Annotated in this window: 17 protein-coding genes and 2 other annotated features; of the genes, 2 read left to right on the forward strand and 15 right to left on the reverse strand. The window is 37.9% G+C overall.

Annotated features, from left to right (window positions below; genetic code table 11):
• Positions 1-43: 43 nt before the first annotated feature.
• Positions 44-258, reverse strand: a binding site (T-box leader).
• 39 nt (positions 259-297) lie between these two features.
• On the reverse strand, positions 298-1,569 hold the full coding sequence (locus tag VXM77_RS06615) for a DEAD/DEAH box helicase (RefSeq protein WP_338505754.1): 1,272 nt from the start codon (positions 1,567-1,569) through the stop codon (positions 298-300).
• Positions 1,570-1,609: 40 nt separating this feature from the next.
• On the opposite strand from VXM77_RS06615, the gene VXM77_RS06620 reads away from it, so the two are divergent.
• The gene (locus tag VXM77_RS06620) at positions 1,610-2,143 is read left to right on the forward strand and encodes a helix-turn-helix domain-containing protein (protein WP_161832943.1); all 534 of its coding nucleotides are present in this window, start codon (positions 1,610-1,612) and stop codon (positions 2,141-2,143) included.
• The gene (locus VXM77_RS06625; RefSeq protein WP_161832944.1) at positions 2,098-2,988 is read left to right on the forward strand and encodes an IS3 family transposase; all 891 of its coding nucleotides are present in this window, start codon (positions 2,098-2,100) and stop codon (positions 2,986-2,988) included. The genes VXM77_RS06620 and VXM77_RS06625 overlap by 46 nt, the downstream gene beginning before the upstream one ends.
• Here the strand turns inward: VXM77_RS06625 and VXM77_RS06630 are convergent.
• The 14 genes from VXM77_RS06630 to VXM77_RS06695 form a co-directional block, all read right to left on the reverse strand.
• Positions 2,977-5,013 (reverse strand): SNF2 helicase associated domain-containing protein, encoded by a 2,037-nt coding sequence (locus VXM77_RS06630; protein ID WP_338505757.1) that lies wholly within the window; start codon positions 5,011-5,013, stop codon positions 2,977-2,979. The two genes, VXM77_RS06625 and VXM77_RS06630, sit on opposite strands and share 12 nt — an antisense overlap.
• 111 nt (positions 5,014-5,124) lie before the next feature.
• Complete coding sequence (locus VXM77_RS06635) at positions 5,125-5,814, reverse strand: hypothetical protein (RefSeq protein WP_338505758.1); 690 nt, start codon at positions 5,812-5,814, stop codon at positions 5,125-5,127.
• Between the two features lie 239 nt (positions 5,815-6,053).
• Complete coding sequence (locus VXM77_RS06640; protein ID WP_161831364.1) at positions 6,054-6,203, reverse strand: hypothetical protein; 150 nt, start codon at positions 6,201-6,203, stop codon at positions 6,054-6,056.
• Positions 6,204-6,421: 218 nt separating this feature from the next.
• Positions 6,422-6,829 carry a DUF2680 domain-containing protein gene (locus tag VXM77_RS06645; protein ID WP_161831366.1) on the reverse strand — a complete coding sequence of 136 codons (408 nt, stop codon included), beginning with the start codon at positions 6,827-6,829 and terminating at the stop codon, positions 6,422-6,424.
• Positions 6,830-7,200: 371 nt separating this feature from the next.
• Positions 7,201-8,082 carry a metallophosphoesterase gene (locus VXM77_RS06650; RefSeq protein ID WP_338505759.1) on the reverse strand — a complete coding sequence of 294 codons (882 nt, stop codon included), beginning with the start codon at positions 8,080-8,082 and terminating at the stop codon, positions 7,201-7,203.
• Positions 8,083-8,112: 30 nt separating this feature from the next.
• Positions 8,113-9,525, reverse strand: a complete 1,413-nt coding sequence (gene cls / locus VXM77_RS06655) for a cardiolipin synthase (RefSeq protein ID WP_202618709.1) — start codon at positions 9,523-9,525, stop codon at positions 8,113-8,115.
• 42 nt (positions 9,526-9,567) lie between these two features.
• Positions 9,568-10,071 (reverse strand): DedA family protein, encoded by a 504-nt coding sequence (locus VXM77_RS06660; RefSeq protein ID WP_161831369.1) that lies wholly within the window; start codon positions 10,069-10,071, stop codon positions 9,568-9,570.
• 132 nt (positions 10,072-10,203) lie between these two features.
• Entirely contained in the window at positions 10,204-10,464 is a 261-nt protein-coding gene (locus VXM77_RS06665; protein ID WP_161831371.1) for an autorepressor SdpR family transcription factor, read from the reverse strand.
• A 52-nt stretch (positions 10,465-10,516) separates the two neighbouring features.
• On the reverse strand, positions 10,517-11,338 hold the full coding sequence (locus VXM77_RS06670) for a YhfC family intramembrane metalloprotease (protein ID WP_161831373.1): 822 nt from the start codon (positions 11,336-11,338) through the stop codon (positions 10,517-10,519).
• Positions 11,339-11,423: 85 nt separating this feature from the next.
• Entirely contained in the window at positions 11,424-11,912 is a 489-nt protein-coding gene (locus tag VXM77_RS06675; RefSeq protein WP_262950560.1) for a GNAT family protein, read from the reverse strand.
• Positions 11,887-12,735 carry a potassium channel family protein gene (locus tag VXM77_RS06680; protein ID WP_338505760.1) on the reverse strand — a complete coding sequence of 283 codons (849 nt, stop codon included), beginning with the start codon at positions 12,733-12,735 and terminating at the stop codon, positions 11,887-11,889. Before VXM77_RS06680 ends, VXM77_RS06675 begins: the two co-directional genes overlap by 26 nt.
• Before the next feature lie 98 nt (positions 12,736-12,833).
• On the reverse strand, positions 12,834-14,006 hold the full coding sequence (locus tag VXM77_RS06685; RefSeq protein ID WP_338505762.1) for an alpha/beta hydrolase: 1,173 nt from the start codon (positions 14,004-14,006) through the stop codon (positions 12,834-12,836).
• Positions 14,007-14,100: 94 nt separating this feature from the next.
• The gene (locus VXM77_RS06690) at positions 14,101-15,270 is read right to left on the reverse strand and encodes an aminotransferase class I/II-fold pyridoxal phosphate-dependent enzyme (protein ID WP_161831381.1); all 1,170 of its coding nucleotides are present in this window, start codon (positions 15,268-15,270) and stop codon (positions 14,101-14,103) included.
• The gene (locus VXM77_RS06695) at positions 15,267-15,746 is read right to left on the reverse strand and encodes an Lrp/AsnC family transcriptional regulator (protein WP_161831383.1); all 480 of its coding nucleotides are present in this window, start codon (positions 15,744-15,746) and stop codon (positions 15,267-15,269) included. The genes VXM77_RS06690 and VXM77_RS06695 overlap by 4 nt, the downstream gene beginning before the upstream one ends.
• Positions 15,747-15,786: 40 nt before the next feature.
• Positions 15,787-16,015: a binding site (T-box leader), on the reverse strand.
• Positions 16,016-16,146: the final 131 nt, after the last annotated feature.

Genomic DNA, 16,146 nt, shown 5'->3' on the forward strand with positions numbered 1-16,146 from the left:
TCATTCATTTTCCTGGCCATAAAAAAAAGCCCTCTATCTCACGATAGAGGACGATTAAAACCGCGGTACCACCTCATTTAAATAACGATTGTCGTTATTTCACTTCAAACTGTTAACGGTCGTTATCCGGGTTCCCTACTTTTTTTATTCAAGTTCCGCTCCTGAGCCCATTCATTCAAGTTATTTATCGATTCACACCAACCATCGACTCTCTTTAAAATAGGTCTTAAATTACTCTTTCTCAATCAACGCATTCATATTTAGTTTCATTTTATGCAATATTATATCGTTTGTCAATTAAAATGAATAATCATCCTCAAAAAGTTGAACCAATTCTTCGTTGCTTAATTGATTAATAAAGGTTTCACCTTCCTGAACGATTGCTTCTGTCAAATCACGTTTTCGTTTTTGTAATTGCTCAATCTTCTCTTCAATCGTATCTTTTACAAATAATTTAAACACTTGAACCTTTTTCTCTTGACCTAATCGGTGGGCACGGTCAGTGGCCTGATTTTGCGCACTCATATTCCACCATGGATCGTAATGAATCACCACATCCGCGCCTGTTAAATTTAATCCAGTTCCTCCCGCTTTTAAAGAAATAAGAAAGACGGGCGTGTGGTCGGTGTTAAATTGTTCAGTTAATGCTAACCGCTCACTTGTTTTTGTGGCACCCGTTAACATTAAGTGTTCGATTTCTTTTTGTTGAAGGGCCTTTGACAGAATATCAAGCATCGACGTAAACTGTGAAAAAATTAAAACCTTATGCCCCGTCGCGATACATTCTTCAACTAATTGTAAGCATAACTGCAACTTCGCACTTTCCCCTTTATAATTTTCTAAGTAAAGGGCAGGATCACAGCAAATTTGTCGCAATCTCATGAGTAAGGCTAAAATTTTAATGCGACTTCGCTCGATACCTTGCGTTTTAATTTCACTGTTCATTTCTTCTTTCATTTCATAAACCATCGCATAATATAAGTCTTTTTGCGTCTTATCCATCTCGCAATAGAGACTCGTTTCAATTTTTTCTGGTAATTCTTTCAGCACGTCCTTTTTCAGACGTCGTAAAATAAAGGGGGCAACCTGTTGATGAATACGACTCAATAAATTTAAATTTTGATTTTTCATCACCGGAGCCTCATATTTTTTCTTAAATTGCGTATATGTCCCAAAATACCCCGGTAAAATAAAATCAAAAATAGACCATAAGTCAGATAATGAATTCTCAATAGGTGTCCCTGTTAAGGCAAAACGTACCTCAGCCTTAATTTTTTTTACTGCTTTTGAGCTTAGCGTGCTATGGTTCTTAATATAATGGGCCTCATCTAAAATACAGTATCTAAATCTTTGATTTTCATAATGAGAAATATCGCGTCGGATTAAATCATATGACGTAATCACAACATCGACGTTAGCCCCTTGTTCAATCAGTTGCTCCCTAACTTTGGGCGTTCCTTGAACAATGATGGTTTTCAACGTCGGTGCAAATTTATGAATCTCACGTTCCCAGTTATAAACAAGGGAACTTGGGGCTACAATCAATGCCGGTTTTGATGTGCACCCCAAATGTTAGACTAAAAAATCTAACGTTAGGGGTGTTTTTTCTATGGCTAAATATAGTCCAGAATTCAAATTAAGGATTGTTAATGAATATTTACAAGGGACTTTAGGTTATCGATCGCTTGCTAAGAAATATCAGATTCCAAGTCAATCACAAATTGAAACATGGGTTAGACAGTATAAACAAGAAGGAAAAAACGGATTACAACCAAAAGAAAAACAAGTATATACTGGAGAATTTAAATTAAATGTATTAAACTATATCAAGACAACAGGTGCTTCATATAGCCAAACTGCTATTCATTTTGGAATATCAGATATAGGAACGATTGCGAATTGGAATGCAACGTTTCTAAAAGGCGGTGTAGAGGCATTACTTAAACCGAAAGGAAGGTCTCAAAGCCCTATGCCAAAATTAAAAGCATCTAAACAACCGAAAACTTTAACACGTGAACAACAATTAGAAGAAGAAATTAAATTACTCAGAATTGAGAATGAATACTTAAAAAAGTGTCACGCCCATGGGATTACGCCATGGAACCAAAGAATCAAATCGAGACAAGAATCATCCAAGAATTAACGGCTAATTTTAAATTAAGTGATATTTTAAAGGTCACAAAATTTCCTAAATCAACCTATCATTATTGGGTTAAAAAGATGGCGCAAGAGAATCCAGATCAAGAACTTGAAAATCTTATTTTAAGCATTTTTAAAGAAAATGATGAGAATTATGGTTATCGTCGAATCACAGATGAGCTTCATCATCGAGGTCATCGGGTTAACCATAAGAAAGTCTATCGTCTGATGAAAAAGCGTGGAATTATTTGCGTTAAGTTTAGTCATAAATCACGTAAATATCGTTCGTATAAAGGAACTGTTGGAACAGTGGCTAAGAATCGAATTAACCGCCGATTTAATACCCCTTATCCGTATCAGAAATTGACAACAGATGTGACTGAGTTTAAAACGCAGGAAGGAAAGAAATTATATTTAAGCCCAATCATGGACATGGCAACCGGTGAAATTTTGTCCTATTCAATGAGCCATAAACCTGACTTGAATTTTGTCATGGAATCTCTGAATCAGGTCCTACCTATTCTCAAACAAGCAAAATATAGAATAACCCTTCATTCCGATCAAGGTTGGCAGTATCAACATCAAAAATGGGTTAAAGCATTAAAAACACATAAAATTTTTCAAAGTATGTCACGAAAAGGAAATTGTCTAGATAATTCACCGATGGAAAACTTCTTTGGAATCCTTAAACAAGAAATGTACTATGGAAAGACATTTAAAACCTATGAGGAGTTAAAAGAAGCCATTGAAAACTATATCTACTACTATAATCATAAACGAATTAAAAGAAAATTGGCTGGTATGAGTCCAGTCAAATACCGAATTCGTACCAGCCAATTAGCTGCATAATATTAAGTTCAACATTTGGGGTTCACTACATTTTGTTCCTTTTTCTTGTTCGGATACAAGAACTGAAATGACCTGTAATGTTTTCCCAAGCCCCATATCATCTGCTAAAATTCCTCCCATTTGATACTTAGACAACGTTTTTAACCAACGATAACCTGTCTCTTGATAATGGCGCAGTGTTTTCGCAAGTGATGGCGGAATACAAAACTCTGCATCTTCAACGTGATGAAACTCTTCGACGAGTGCATCAAATGATGTATCGCGTTTAATAGAAAGCGTCGGACTGACCTTCATTAATTGATCTAAATATAGCGCCCGATATTTAGGGATCAAAATTTCTGTTTCATCGAGTTGCCTTTCATCAATGCTTAAATCATCCATAAAAGATGCTAATTTTTCAACATAGTCGTTTTTTAAATTAATAAATGATCCATCTTTTAGACGGAAATATTTTTTATTTTGGCGATAAGAAGCAAGGATTTTTTTATATTCAGCTGCCGAAAATTCTAAGTCATCAAAATTTAAACTGAGCCAATCGTTTTTAAGACGAATTCCTACGGAAAAACTCTTCGGTTCCTGAATCTTAATCGCTTTAAAACTTTCAGATGCATAAACACTCCCTATTTTTTTTAACTCATCAATCCCATCTTGTAAAAAAGAATAAATGAGTTCCTCATCTTCTAGTGCATAGGCATTCGAGGTTCCCTTCTTAAATTGATACTGTTCCACCATTGCTAAAGCCTGTGTTTCCTTTAACGCATCTCGCAAAATGGCCCCTGTTGACGCAGTAGTTTCATGAACCTTGATTATCGTTTCACCATAGCAAAAATGGACATCTAATCCAATCCCCCCGCGTTTTAACGAATCCAGATAAAATTTAACCTCTAGGGGATAAACTTTAAACGTTTCATACAGTAAATCTAACGATGTATCTTTAATATACTCTTTAATATTTGGAACAACGAGTGATAAAAAGCGCGACATGTGGGCCTCGTTCATCTGCAATTCATAATGAGAAGACTGCGTCAATGTCCTTAAAATAGGAAATATTTTCTTAACGAACGACTCATCGCAACGAAAACACTCATGTTCGCAAAAAATATAAGAATAGTTTAACCCCGCGCCTAATCGAAAGGGCCCCAAGTTATGCGATAAATAGTAATCTGTCCCTTCCTGCGTCAATCGAAATTCAATCGTAGGCTCATACGGATGTAAGGTCATCACCTGCGAGGCAAGACCACTTATATCACAGGCCAGTGTCTGCCCTTGATACAGTTGATAAAATTGGTCTAACCATCTTGGCGTTAAAGCTAGGCACTTGGTCGCCTTAACGGGGCCAAGCGTCGGTAGTTGTTTCGCATAAACATCGTATTCTTGGATAATTTCACAAATAAATCGAGCAAATGGTCGCGACTGCAAATCAAATTGAAGCATCGAATGCTTAAACTGAAGCTCTTTGCCATAACTCACGACATTCTCATTTAAAATATCCGTCGCGAGTTTATAAATATCGCGCACGACATAAGCGCGTTGCTTTTTTACTGATACCTCAAATCCTAATTCTTGATGCTCATCTCCCATCACAAGTTTGGGAACGAGGCTTACATCCTTTTCATTCCATTCCTGATAGATAACCGATGATAATTGCAACTCATATGACGTCAATAATTCATCGATGATGGCATCGGACCCATCGCCTGCCGAATGAATCACTAACTTATTTCTAATTTGATCCTCATAAACCTTTAATAAGACAGCGATCGCATGTTTACATGAGCCAAAATTAGATAAAAATGTTCCACAGTCACACTGGTCATGAAGAATCTTGCTCTGGTCATCTAAGTTAATTAAAATATGATAGGTTTGTCCATCGTCTTCGACTTCTGCAAAGATCTGATATAAATCAGTTGGATCATACGTCACATAGTATTGAATTTTTCCCCCACTGTTATAAAAGGCCTGAGCACGCGAAAAAACAGCAGGATTGGCTGCTCGATTTTTAATCCGCGTTTGATTTAAGTTCACGTTACTCACACTCCCATTCTACACTTATCTCTTTATTTTACCATAAATTGTACTTATAGGAAACGAGAGATGATGGATTTAATGGGATTAGTTTGCACCATTTCAATCCTTTTATGACCCTCCATCCCCCATAAGTTGTCTAATTAGTTCTTTTAAACGGAAAATTTGCCCTTCCTGGGGAAGTGGGCCTTGTCTTCGCTTTACCTCATCTAACAACGTATCGCCCCATTCAAGGAGTGCAGTTAGTTGGCTCCATTGTATCCTTTCCTCTCCTAATGTACGTCCTTCCTTTTCATTTAGCTGCTCATACATTTTCTTTAACTCCCTCTCTCGCCATAGGCAAGTTGACGGGGACCCGTTTTTTAAATGTCGCACCCAAACGAGGACATGCATATAAAAGTTGTGTGCTACTTTTGCAAATTCATCGGCTCTCTTTTCTTGTTCCATTCTATCTAATTTGAAGGATCGTTCCTGATAAACGATGGGATGATGATCGATAAGCACTCGCAAATCTTCATCTAACGGTGGTCTTTGAGCAATAAATTGAAACAGACACTCCCATCCTGACTGAAAAATAATTCGGCAATGAAACTGTTTCCCTCGACACCACTCCTTTTCCACGTGTAAAAATGGACCCATTGCCTGGACCCAATCGAGCTGTAAAAAAAAGAAAACAGGCTCGTGGCATAAAATTAAAAACAGGTCGTTCCCCTCCATCGTCTGTTTATAATAGAGCGCCTCGACCCCCGGTTGCTTAGCCGCCATTTGATACACAGCCCATAAATGATCCCCATACAACATTGTTCTCTCCCCTTTTGATGATAAAAGCCCTCTTCGTCCCTATTTTCCTATAACTCCTTTGATTAAAAAGACAGGGTTTCCCTTTTAGACTATGCCCCTACTTCTAAAATGCTCCTTTTTTTAAAGAATTCGCCCCTTTATTTGGATAAGATAAGATACCCTTAATAAATCAATTATTAGAGAATTGTCTAATTTTTAATTTTTTTAGTTATTGAGCAAAAAAAAGGATACCGTGGCTGTTACTTACGGTCACGATATCCTCTAATACGAGCAAAATAGGCTTTTCTTTTTTGTTCGTCAACACTTAATTTTAATTTAAATGTATGATGAGTTGTGGCAGAAATCACCCGTTTTGTTTGATTGGTTACTGTTGGTTGATGTTCCCTCATGATTTCACACGCCTTTACTTTTTTCTAATTTATCGTATGCAAAAGGCCCCTTTTTGGTCTCTTCGTCATTGCATAGAAATAAAAGAATGTCTCTTGATTCAAGTGACATTCCCCATTCTTTTTTATTTTTAACAAATAAAGTCATATCATTCATCTTTATACAGATAAAATCAATAATTTTATCAACTTTTAAATCGTTTGTTAAATAATGTTCCTCTTTAATTCGTTTTTTCTGTTTGTTTAGCTGGACAAGGTGCTTTAAAGCCAATAAATTGTTTTTCTTCTCGAATTTTTTCTGACATTTCTGCCATATGTTTTTGAATGGCCTCAACTTCTTCTTCAGTCATCAGTTCAAGCTCAACATATTTATCTAATAATTTTACTTTAGCAACGTTAACTTTATCATATAACTCATAAATTTCTTCTTTTTGATCGTCTGTTAATTGATTAAATTTTTCTTGCATTTCTTTATAATCGGCTTCAAATTGTTGCTTCACTTCCGCTTTTTGTTCCTCTGTTAATTGAGGATGATTAGGAACTTCTTTAACCTCATCTTTAGCATACGCTGTAAAACCAAGTGTTGCGGCTAATAAAGCCGTACTAAAAACCATGTTTAATTTCTTCATCTTCTTAATCTCCTTTCAAATTCTGTTACACCCTTAGTGTTCACCAGTTTTCCAAAACTTTGTATGCCAAGTTTATGAAAATAACGTATCTATTTCCAAATTTGTTGTTCCTCCTTTTATTAGGGCAATCAAGTGTTCCACGTAACCCTCCTTAGGACAATCCTAGATGTCTAACATAGTGACGACTGCTCGACCGATAGCCAATTAAACGAACGGGCGTCCGATGCCTATCTCCATTGCCTTCTAGTCTCCTAATAAAAGTTTATCTCTAAACCTTTATCTTTAATCCTCTGAGCTTTTTCCCCTCCTATGAAGTTCCCTACACGATAATTGGAGGCGACAAAAAGGCACCCTAACGTTAAACATAGCGTCTAACCGTTTGGGTGCCGAGGTTTGTTTGGATCAGCAACTAAGTCTACCACAACTAAATGGGGACGATTAAATAAGCGAAGCTTCCCTAATCCACGACTCACAATGAGTGTCATCCGATTCATGGAATAGATACCACAGCTATACGTAGGGAAAAACTTCCGTTCGGGGGAGAGCACACCACCTACAAAAGGAAGTCGCAAAATCCCTCCGTGAACATGCCCTGAATAGGTGTAATCAAATCCGTGCTTTTCATACAACGTTGCTAAAAATGGGGAATGTGCCAATAAAATATTGATTGACTCTAACCTAAGTGGTGAAAACACCTCAGATAAATCAGTAATCTCACGGTGGTTCGCTCGATCTTTTATCGCCTGAGGAACTGCCTTATAATGCGTTAAGGGGAGCGTTAATCCATAGATAAACAGTTCCTCCCCATTCACTTCTACTTGTTGGTAAGCATTGTCTAATCGGCAAATGCCCTTTTCTTTTAACTGCCTTAAAAAGTCATCATACCAACCACTTTCATTATTCATCTGGTCATATCTAGCTGTCGTTTCGTGATTTCCTTCAATATAAAAGATGGGATATTGACCTTTCAGCCCATCAATAAGATCTAAGAAAGCGCCACCGTTTGTATCTGTAGATGAGATCAAATCACCCGTTGCAAAAATTAAATCTGGATTTAGCCTTTTTATTTTGTTGATTAATCGTTTATTCTTCCGTCCAAACGTTTTAGAATGTAAATCCGATAACTGGACGATTCGTATCTGTCCCTGTGTAGAGTGAAATTTATGCGTTGTTAATCGATAAAAAGTCGTCGAGAAGGCATTTTGTTCCCTATAAAAAAACAAGATAACCGCAACAACCACCAACACGAGCATCTTTTTCTCCCCCTTCCACTATTACTTTGTTTAAAGAAGCATGGAGACCAGTCGATAGACCTTTTCTTCAAACCGAATCCAAGCTGATTTATTTTGTTCATAGGAATCATCCACTAACAAACAATTTTCTAAGTCCAGTTGAAACTGATGAACCGCTTGACGCGTCAATGTTTTATCATAAATAAAGGCATTAATTTCATAATTAATTTTAAAACTTCGTTGATCTATATTTGTTGACCCAATCGTACATAACTCTTCATCGATAATAATAATCTTTGAATGTAAAAATCCTTTATAAAAATAAACGTCAATGTTGGCTTCACGCAATTCTTTAATAAATGAGGTCGTGGTGCGATACACATAATGATGGTCCGCTATCGTTGGAATCATCACCTCAACTTTTACCCCTGAATAAGCTGCAATTTTGAGCGTCTCTAAAAACAACGAATCAGGAATAAAATACGGCGTTTGAATTTGAATTGTATGAACGGCACTTTGAATCATTTTAACAAATGTTAACTTAATATCATCTGTCGTCGTATCAGGGCCGTCTGAAACAATTTGCATTGGACACAGAGTCGTTGATAAAGGAGAGGCAAAATAGTGATTTAAGTGATCTTTAATATATCTTTCATCTTCTTGATGATCACACACCATGTAATAGTCCTTTAAAAAGCGATGTTGTAACTCCCAAACAGCATCGCCTACTAAACGTAAATGAGCATCTCGCCATGGTGAAAATTTAGGGTCCAAAGACATATATTCATTTCCAATATTCATCCCACCTAAATACCCAATTCGACCATCAATCACGACAATTTTACGATGATTACGATAATTATAATTCAATCCAATTAAGCGAAAGGTTGGAGGATGAAATTGATAGACCTGTCCCCCTGCCTCCATAAGGGAAGCAAAGTATTTAAGTCGGGTCCCAAAGCAACCAGCACTATCAAAAATCAGGCGAACTTCAACCCCTTGTGCCGCTTTTTCAGTCAATAACTGGACTAATTGACGACCGACCTCATCTTCTCGAATAATAAAATATTGAAGATGGATGGATTGCTTAGCTCCCTCGATATCTTTAAATAATTGTTGATATTTACTTTTTCCGTCTGCAAAATACATAAAATCTTGATAGAGGTAGAGGCGGCTACTGTTATAATTTTCATTAAAATGGACCAGCGATGTTATTTTATCATTGAGGGAAACCGATGCTTGGCGCCCCCTGCGCTCGTCTTTAATATCATTTAAAAAAAGTCCGGCTTTTCTCGGCAAGGGGGTCCGTTCAAACAATAAGTACATCACGCAACCAATTGGAGGAAGAAAGACTAAAAGAAGCAGCCAGGCCATTAAGAGCGCTGGCTCCTTTCTTTTATAAAAAATTAAGACAACCATTAAAAACAGGCTGATCACACGGGAAATAAACATTAAGATTGCCATGATAGGGGCGCCTCCTCTTACTTTAAACTCCCCCGGTTCCCCCTATTTTAAAAATAAATGACCGAATCCATAACCGGCATAAATAAAGACAAAATTCCAAATGATAATTCCGAACGTCGAATAAATCGTAAATTTCAAGACATTCATTCGAACAGTCCCAACCGTCAATGAGACTAATGTTCGTGCTACCGGAATGAGTCGTGCAATAAAGACTCCCTTATCCCCGTACTGATCCGTATACCGTATCGCCCGCTCAATCGCCGGGCGCATTTGCTCAAAGCGTTCATAAAACCATTCCAAAATGGGATGGCCTAGGAAATACCCAATCAAATATAGGACATAACTTCCAAGGAGTCCTGCCAATACAGATACTACCAAAGCCATCAAAAAGCTCATATCATTAGCCGCGACTAAAATACCGACCGCTGGCATAATAATTCCTGCAGGTAACCCTGGTAAATTAAGATATTCTAAAAAAACAATGACAAACAAAAAAAACAATCCATACTCGGATAAATAATCTAAAATAACCTGCACATTATCCACTGATACTCCCCCTTTATCTTTCTTAAAATTAGTATAACAAAAAAGGCAACATCCATTCGTGATTCCATAAAGTATCCTTTATTTTTTTACAAAAAAAGTCTAAAGCACCGCTCTAGACTCCTCCTCATTATTTTAAAGTCGATACCCAAACTCATAAAACCAACCAACAACATCGCCAATCACTGTTGTATTCAACGTATAAACAACAAATTGACCTCGCTTTTCACTCTGAATTAAATTGGCATTTTTCAAGATATTTAAATGATGGGTAATCGAGGGTTTACTCATATCAAAACACGCGGCAATTTGCCCCGCTGTCATCTCCCCCTTATTTAATTTTTTTAAAATCGTTCTCCTTGTTGGATCTGCTAATGCTTGAAATGCTTTATTCACAATACTTCCGCTGCTAACCCTATTAGCAAACGGACACCTCCTTTACCTTCTCTTAATATCCCGCCTTTTGGTAACCCTCTAGTTCAGGATCCTCCGGTTGTTTTAAATCTTGACGATAAACTTTTAATTGTTTTAGCATAAAACTAACAAATAAAATAGCGACAAATGTTACAATCCCTTCTACAACATAGACATTCGATACGCCAACTTGGGCCAAAGCTGCCGGAATATCGAGTAATGCGTGAATGACAATCGCTAAGATGTAAAAATATTTTTTTCGTTCCTTCACCGCTTTAAACACTAAGACGCTAAGACCGACTTGAATAATAAAGGTCATGAAGCGCTCATACCCCGCTAATCCAAAAATAAATGGGGGAAGTTGTGTTAATTGGGTTACAATCTGTTCCTCAACTTCTGCTCCTAATCCGAGCATCGAAAGTTGTCCTTGATTAATCAAAAATGAGACAATTAAATTATTCACGTACGTTGTTCCGACAATAAGCATGGCTTCTATTCCACCATGGCCGATTCCATAACTTAATGCATCTTGAATCCGAGTTTCTTTTTTCAAAAACCATTTAAAACTGACGTAGCGTCCGGTTTCCTCAAATACCCCTGCCATTAACCCACCATAAATCGCATAAATGAATGGTTGCATCAGCCATGCTGCTGTCGTTTGATTGATTTTTAATAAATAAAGATGAAGTAGTCCTTCTAGGATCTGAACCATCACAATAAACATGACCATTCCGACAAGAAAACTTTTCAGTGATGCCTGATACCGTCTTCTAATCCAGTAGAGTGTCCCAAGTGGTACTAAAAAACAAATGATGGCTGTTAGGCCCATCATGATCATTGCAAATGAGCTTACCATGTGCTCTCCCCCAATCCCCTATAATTAGAAAATTATTTAATGATATTCTTTATTATAATTTCCAATGTCTGGTCTGTCAATCTTTCTATTTAATCATTTTTTCATATGATTTCTCGGTTTCATTTTCTGAAATTTTTTTAAACCCACACGATTCAAAAAGGCGAAGGGACGCTTTATTATAATGGTAAATAGCTGGCACTGAGATTTTTGTCATTCCAAGTTCCTTCGCTCGCTTTAATAAGCAGTTGATCACTGCCTTTCCAATTCCTTGACCCCAATACGCTTCGACACCGATCGCAATCGGTAAGTTTTCTTCCCAAAGCGTCACGTCGCCAATCGCTAACCAGCGATTGTGCTCAAAGACCTCAATAAAATAAAGCTCGCCACGCGTACTTAAATATTCATACATATTATAAATTTGTGATAAGTTATAAGTTTTATTTTTAACTCCCTCAGAAAGGTACATCACTTTCTCATTTTGATACCATGGATGGGCAAGCCTCCACTCTTCCTTCTTAGGTGTTCTCAGTCTTAAACCTGGTTTAATCTCAATCAATTCTGGCTGTCTTTTCACAGTAATCTCCTTCTTTTTCCTCATTCGTATTCCGTCTGATCGTCTCCTCCTCATGAGACTTCGTCGGTGAGACTTCTCCCATTTTTACCACCCGTAAAATAGAGATAATTTCCTCAAATTCATCCGGACTCAACTCCTCAAAGTGAACTAAACGATCCACTAGGTCTAACACGTAGGCCGGTCTTTTCTTCTCCTGCCGACGATTTAAAAAATAGGTTGAAATGGTTCCGGTAAAAACCCCTAAAAATCCAATTCCACTAATCATAACAAGGGCTGCAATTATTCGCCCCATTCCCGTTTTAGGGACAATATCTCCATATCCTACCGTTGTCACCGTTACGACACACCACCAAAGAGCATCTTTAAACGGCAATCCCTCAACGAGCGACAGACTTCCTGAACCGAGTAAAATCACGATAAATGTCACACCCGTAATATAGTGAAAATTATTCGTTTTAAAAAATTCCCCCATTCGCTTAGAAAGCCGACTTAACATTGCGCTTGCCCGTAGCACCTTTGCAAAATGTAACAAGGAGAACACACGTGTCACTCTAACAATTCTCAATAAACGAAGAACAGAAAAATAGGGAATAATCGTTAATAAATCCACTTTATTTCCCTTTATAAATTGCTTTTTATTCGGACTTTTCACCAATCGATATCCGTAATCGAACAAAAAAAACAACCAAATCATTGTATCAATCCGATTAAACCATCGATTCCAGGTCTCACTCAGTGGTACAGTCAATTGAATAACCGTCATGATGACGGCAAGAAGCGAACAAATAATAATCGCCCAGGAATACAAATTAACTTTCTTCACTAAAATCACCCCATGTTCATTTAGCCTTAGTATACCTCAAAAGGTGTCGGCTTATTTAAACATTTCGTGATTCCTGTCATGACAGCTCCTGAAATTTTTCACTGTAACAAGTTAGAAATAACATCCCCAACCGTTTGTTCTTCATCGGAAGTCTCGTTAGTGTGTGCCCCTTTAATTTTTCCTTTCATCCAATCGTACATCTTCACCTCATCTTCTACCGAAAAGTAATGAGCTGAATGTTCAAGAACTAACAATTCTTTTTCACTTGACGACACTTGATTCATAAATTCCTCGACTAAAGAAACCGGACAAATATAGTCATCCGCTCCCGTTACAAAATAAAGCGGTATTTGAACCTGCTTGATTTCTTCAATCAAGTTAACCTCTTGCAATTGCTTCCAGTACTTTCCCTGATTCAACATCTTATCCGATGCTTGAAATAGTGTATCATAAGCCTCCCCAATAGATAAATCTGGACACGCAAAGACTTGATAAAACCACTGTAACACATTCACATTCGGAAGCCCCTCATTCCATTTCACATAAGCATTACTTTGTGTTAACAACTCCTGAAAGGCCTGTTGACTACTCTGCTTCTCATAAGGGGGAAGCCCAAGTTGCCGCAGTTGCGTAATAAAGTGATGGTGGCCCGTTGTTTCAAATTCTTCAAGCAACCACTCATAAAGCAATCGTTCAGAAGCCTTTGGATTAACAACTTGTGACAAACCAAAATAGCCTGCTAACTGATCCGGTAAAGCTTTCGCAAGTCGCAGACCCAATACACTTCCCCAAGAATAACCTACCAAATAAATTTTATCTTGTTCAAATTCCTCTCTTAAATAGGCAATTAATTCTTTTGCATCCGACTCCAATTGTTCATACGTAAAATCAGGGTCTCCTTTCTGATCACTGAACGTCTTCCCAGCCCCCCGTTGATCCCAATAAACAACATTACAGTGGGAACTGATCGTCTCAATTTGATGACGGCCACTTATGCCGTATGGAAGCGAGAGTCCGGGTCCCCCATGTAAAAAAAGGCAAACGGGATTATCCCGATTTTCTCCCTCAATCGCAATGTATTGAGAAATTCCACCTAAAGAGACTTCGCGCATTTCACTAATCCCACCTTGTTTGTTCAGTTGGTCAGCTTGTGCTAACGTGGATTGAAAGGAGAGTTGTCGCATAACAAAAAGGCCGCCTATAATAATTAAGAACATCAATGAAACAGAAGCTAATAAATGAAGCACCGTTTTAAACAAAATTTTTCGCAACAACATCCCCCCCATCTCAATCTCTTACAAACGTATGAAAGGACCGGTTTAAATATGCCAAAAGCTCTCACAAATCATCGGAGAGCTTTGAGCACTATTTTTTTAATTGAGTTAAAAAACGTTCAATTCGCACGAGTGCCTCTTTAATATCTTCGTATGAAGCCGCATAACACGCACGAATATAACCTTCACCGCATGCACCAAAGGCATTTCCTGGAACTGCTAATACCTTCTCACTCAGAAGTAATTGTTCACAAAATTCATCGCTTGATAATCCTGTTGACTTAATACATGGAAAAACATAAAAAGCCCCTAACGGTTCGAAACAATCAAGTCCTAACTTTCTAAACCCATCGACAAGAACACGTCGACGGCGATTATATTCCTTAACCATCATTTCGACACTTGCATCGCCATTTCGCATCGCCTCAATGGCAGCATATTGTGACGTAGTTGGCGAACACATAATCGCGTATTGATGAATCTTTTTCATGGCTTGAATTAATGTTTTAGGCCCACAGGCATACCCTAACCGCCACCCTGTCATCGCATATGCCTTTGAAAATCCGTTAATTAATAACGTTTGATCTTTAACTTCTTCAAAACTTGCGATGGAAACATGTTTCGTTTCGTACGTCAGTTCTGCATAGATTTCATCTGAAATAATAACAATATTCCGATCTTTAATCACGTCAACAATGTCTTGGAGCTCTTCTTTTGTCATAATGGCTCCTGTTGGGTTATTTGGAAACGGCATGATCAGCACCTTTGTTTTTGGCGTTATCGCTGCTAATAGCTCTTCCTTTGTCAATTTAAATTCATTCTCTGCTTTTAGTTCAATCACCTTCGGTGTCGCCCCTGTAAAAGTCGTGCATCCTTGGTAAGCAACAAAACTTGGTTCAGGAATAATAACTTCATCTCCTGGTCCAACTAGGGCGCGAAGCGCTAGATCAATCCCTTCACTTCCCCCAACGGTCACCAAAATCTCATCTTCTGGATGGTAGCTTAACTCAAAACGTCGATGTAAGTAACGTGAAATTTCATCACGCAACTCTAAAAAACCTGCATTTGATGAGTAATGGGTATGTCCTTTTTCAAGCGAATAAATCCCCGCTTCTCGAATGTTCCATGGCGTGACAAAGTCTGGCTCTCCAACACCTAAAGAAATAACCCCTTCCATTTCATGCACCATATCAAAATATTTACGAATCCCCGATGGGGGCATTTTTTTTACGCGTTCTAAAATCATGTCTTCCATCATCATAAGAAAATCACCTCGCGATCATCAAATTCTCGTTCTTTAAAAATGGTTCCGTGCTCTTTATATTTTTTAAGGACAAAATGTGTTGAACAACTAAGCACATATTCCTGCACCGCTAATTTCTCTGATACAAACATCGCGACGTCCTTCATTGTTTTACCCTCAACAATGACCGTTAAATCAAAACCGCCTGACATTAAATAACACGCACGTACTTGATCAAACTGATACAAACGCTCCGCAACTTTATCAAAGCCTTCACCACGTTGAGGAGTTACTTTCACCTCAATCAAGGCCGTTACTTTTTCCTTCCCTGTATTTTCCCAGTTAATCAACGTTGTATAGCCCGCAATGATGCTACGCTCCTCATAATCACGAATCGCCTCGCGAACTTCTTCCACCGTTTTTCCTGCCATAACGGCAATTTCTTCATCCGTATAACGACTATTTTGTTCTAAAATCTCTAAGATTTCTTCCATGACATGACCTCCTTTTTAAAATAAAAAAAGCCTTCATCCCAAAAGGGACGAAGGACAACTTCGCGGTACCACCCTCATAAGTCATCGTGCGATGACCCACTCGACACCCGTAACGTGGGCAACCGGCAACACCTACATTAAGAAAAATTCTTAGTTCTCAGTGCGCAATTCAAAGACTGCTTCCATTTAATGACTCTTACTGAATTTTCACCCTCATCAGCTCGCTAAAAAGATCGCTTAAATGTACTCCTTCTTATCATCATCTTTACTATTGTTAACTATTATAACGAGAAATCCCTCACTTGACAAGAGTCAATCCAAACTTTTTAATTTATCTTTCACTAGAAAGGGACGCTGAAGCAATCAAAGAATCTTTCCACACGCCAACCGTCCAAACACT

Source organism: Turicibacter sp. KK003, assembly GCF_037014675.1.
Lineage (GTDB): Bacteria > Bacillota_I > Bacilli_A > MOL361 > Turicibacteraceae > Turicibacter > Turicibacter faecis.

Coding starts and splice junctions, on each gene's coding strand:
- VXM77_RS06645 (WP_161831366.1), bottom strand. CDS start 6,829: ATGAAGAAATTAAACATGGTTTTTAGTACGGCTTTATTAGCCGCAACA.
- VXM77_RS06670 (WP_161831373.1), bottom strand. CDS start 11,338: ATGGTAAGCTCATTTGCAATGATCATGATGGGCCTAACAGCCATCATT.
- VXM77_RS06620 (WP_161832943.1), top strand. CDS start 1,610: ATGGCTAAATATAGTCCAGAATTCAAATTAAGGATTGTTAATGAATAT.
- VXM77_RS06690 (WP_161831381.1), bottom strand. CDS start 15,270: ATGATGATGGAAGACATGATTTTAGAACGCGTAAAAAAAATGCCCCCA.
- VXM77_RS06640 (WP_161831364.1), bottom strand. CDS start 6,203: ATGAGGGAACATCAACCAACAGTAACCAATCAAACAAAACGGGTGATT.
- VXM77_RS06650 (WP_338505759.1), bottom strand. CDS start 8,082: ATGCTCGTGTTGGTGGTTGTTGCGGTTATCTTGTTTTTTTATAGGGAA.
- VXM77_RS06695 (WP_161831383.1), bottom strand. CDS start 15,746: ATGGAAGAAATCTTAGAGATTTTAGAACAAAATAGTCGTTATACGGAT.
- VXM77_RS06625 (WP_161832944.1), top strand. CDS start 2,098: ATGGAACCAAAGAATCAAATCGAGACAAGAATCATCCAAGAATTAACG.
- cls (WP_202618709.1), bottom strand. CDS start 9,525: ATGGCAATCTTAATGTTTATTTCCCGTGTGATCAGCCTGTTTTTAATG.
- VXM77_RS06635 (WP_338505758.1), bottom strand. CDS start 5,814: ATGTTGTATGGGGATCATTTATGGGCTGTGTATCAAATGGCGGCTAAG.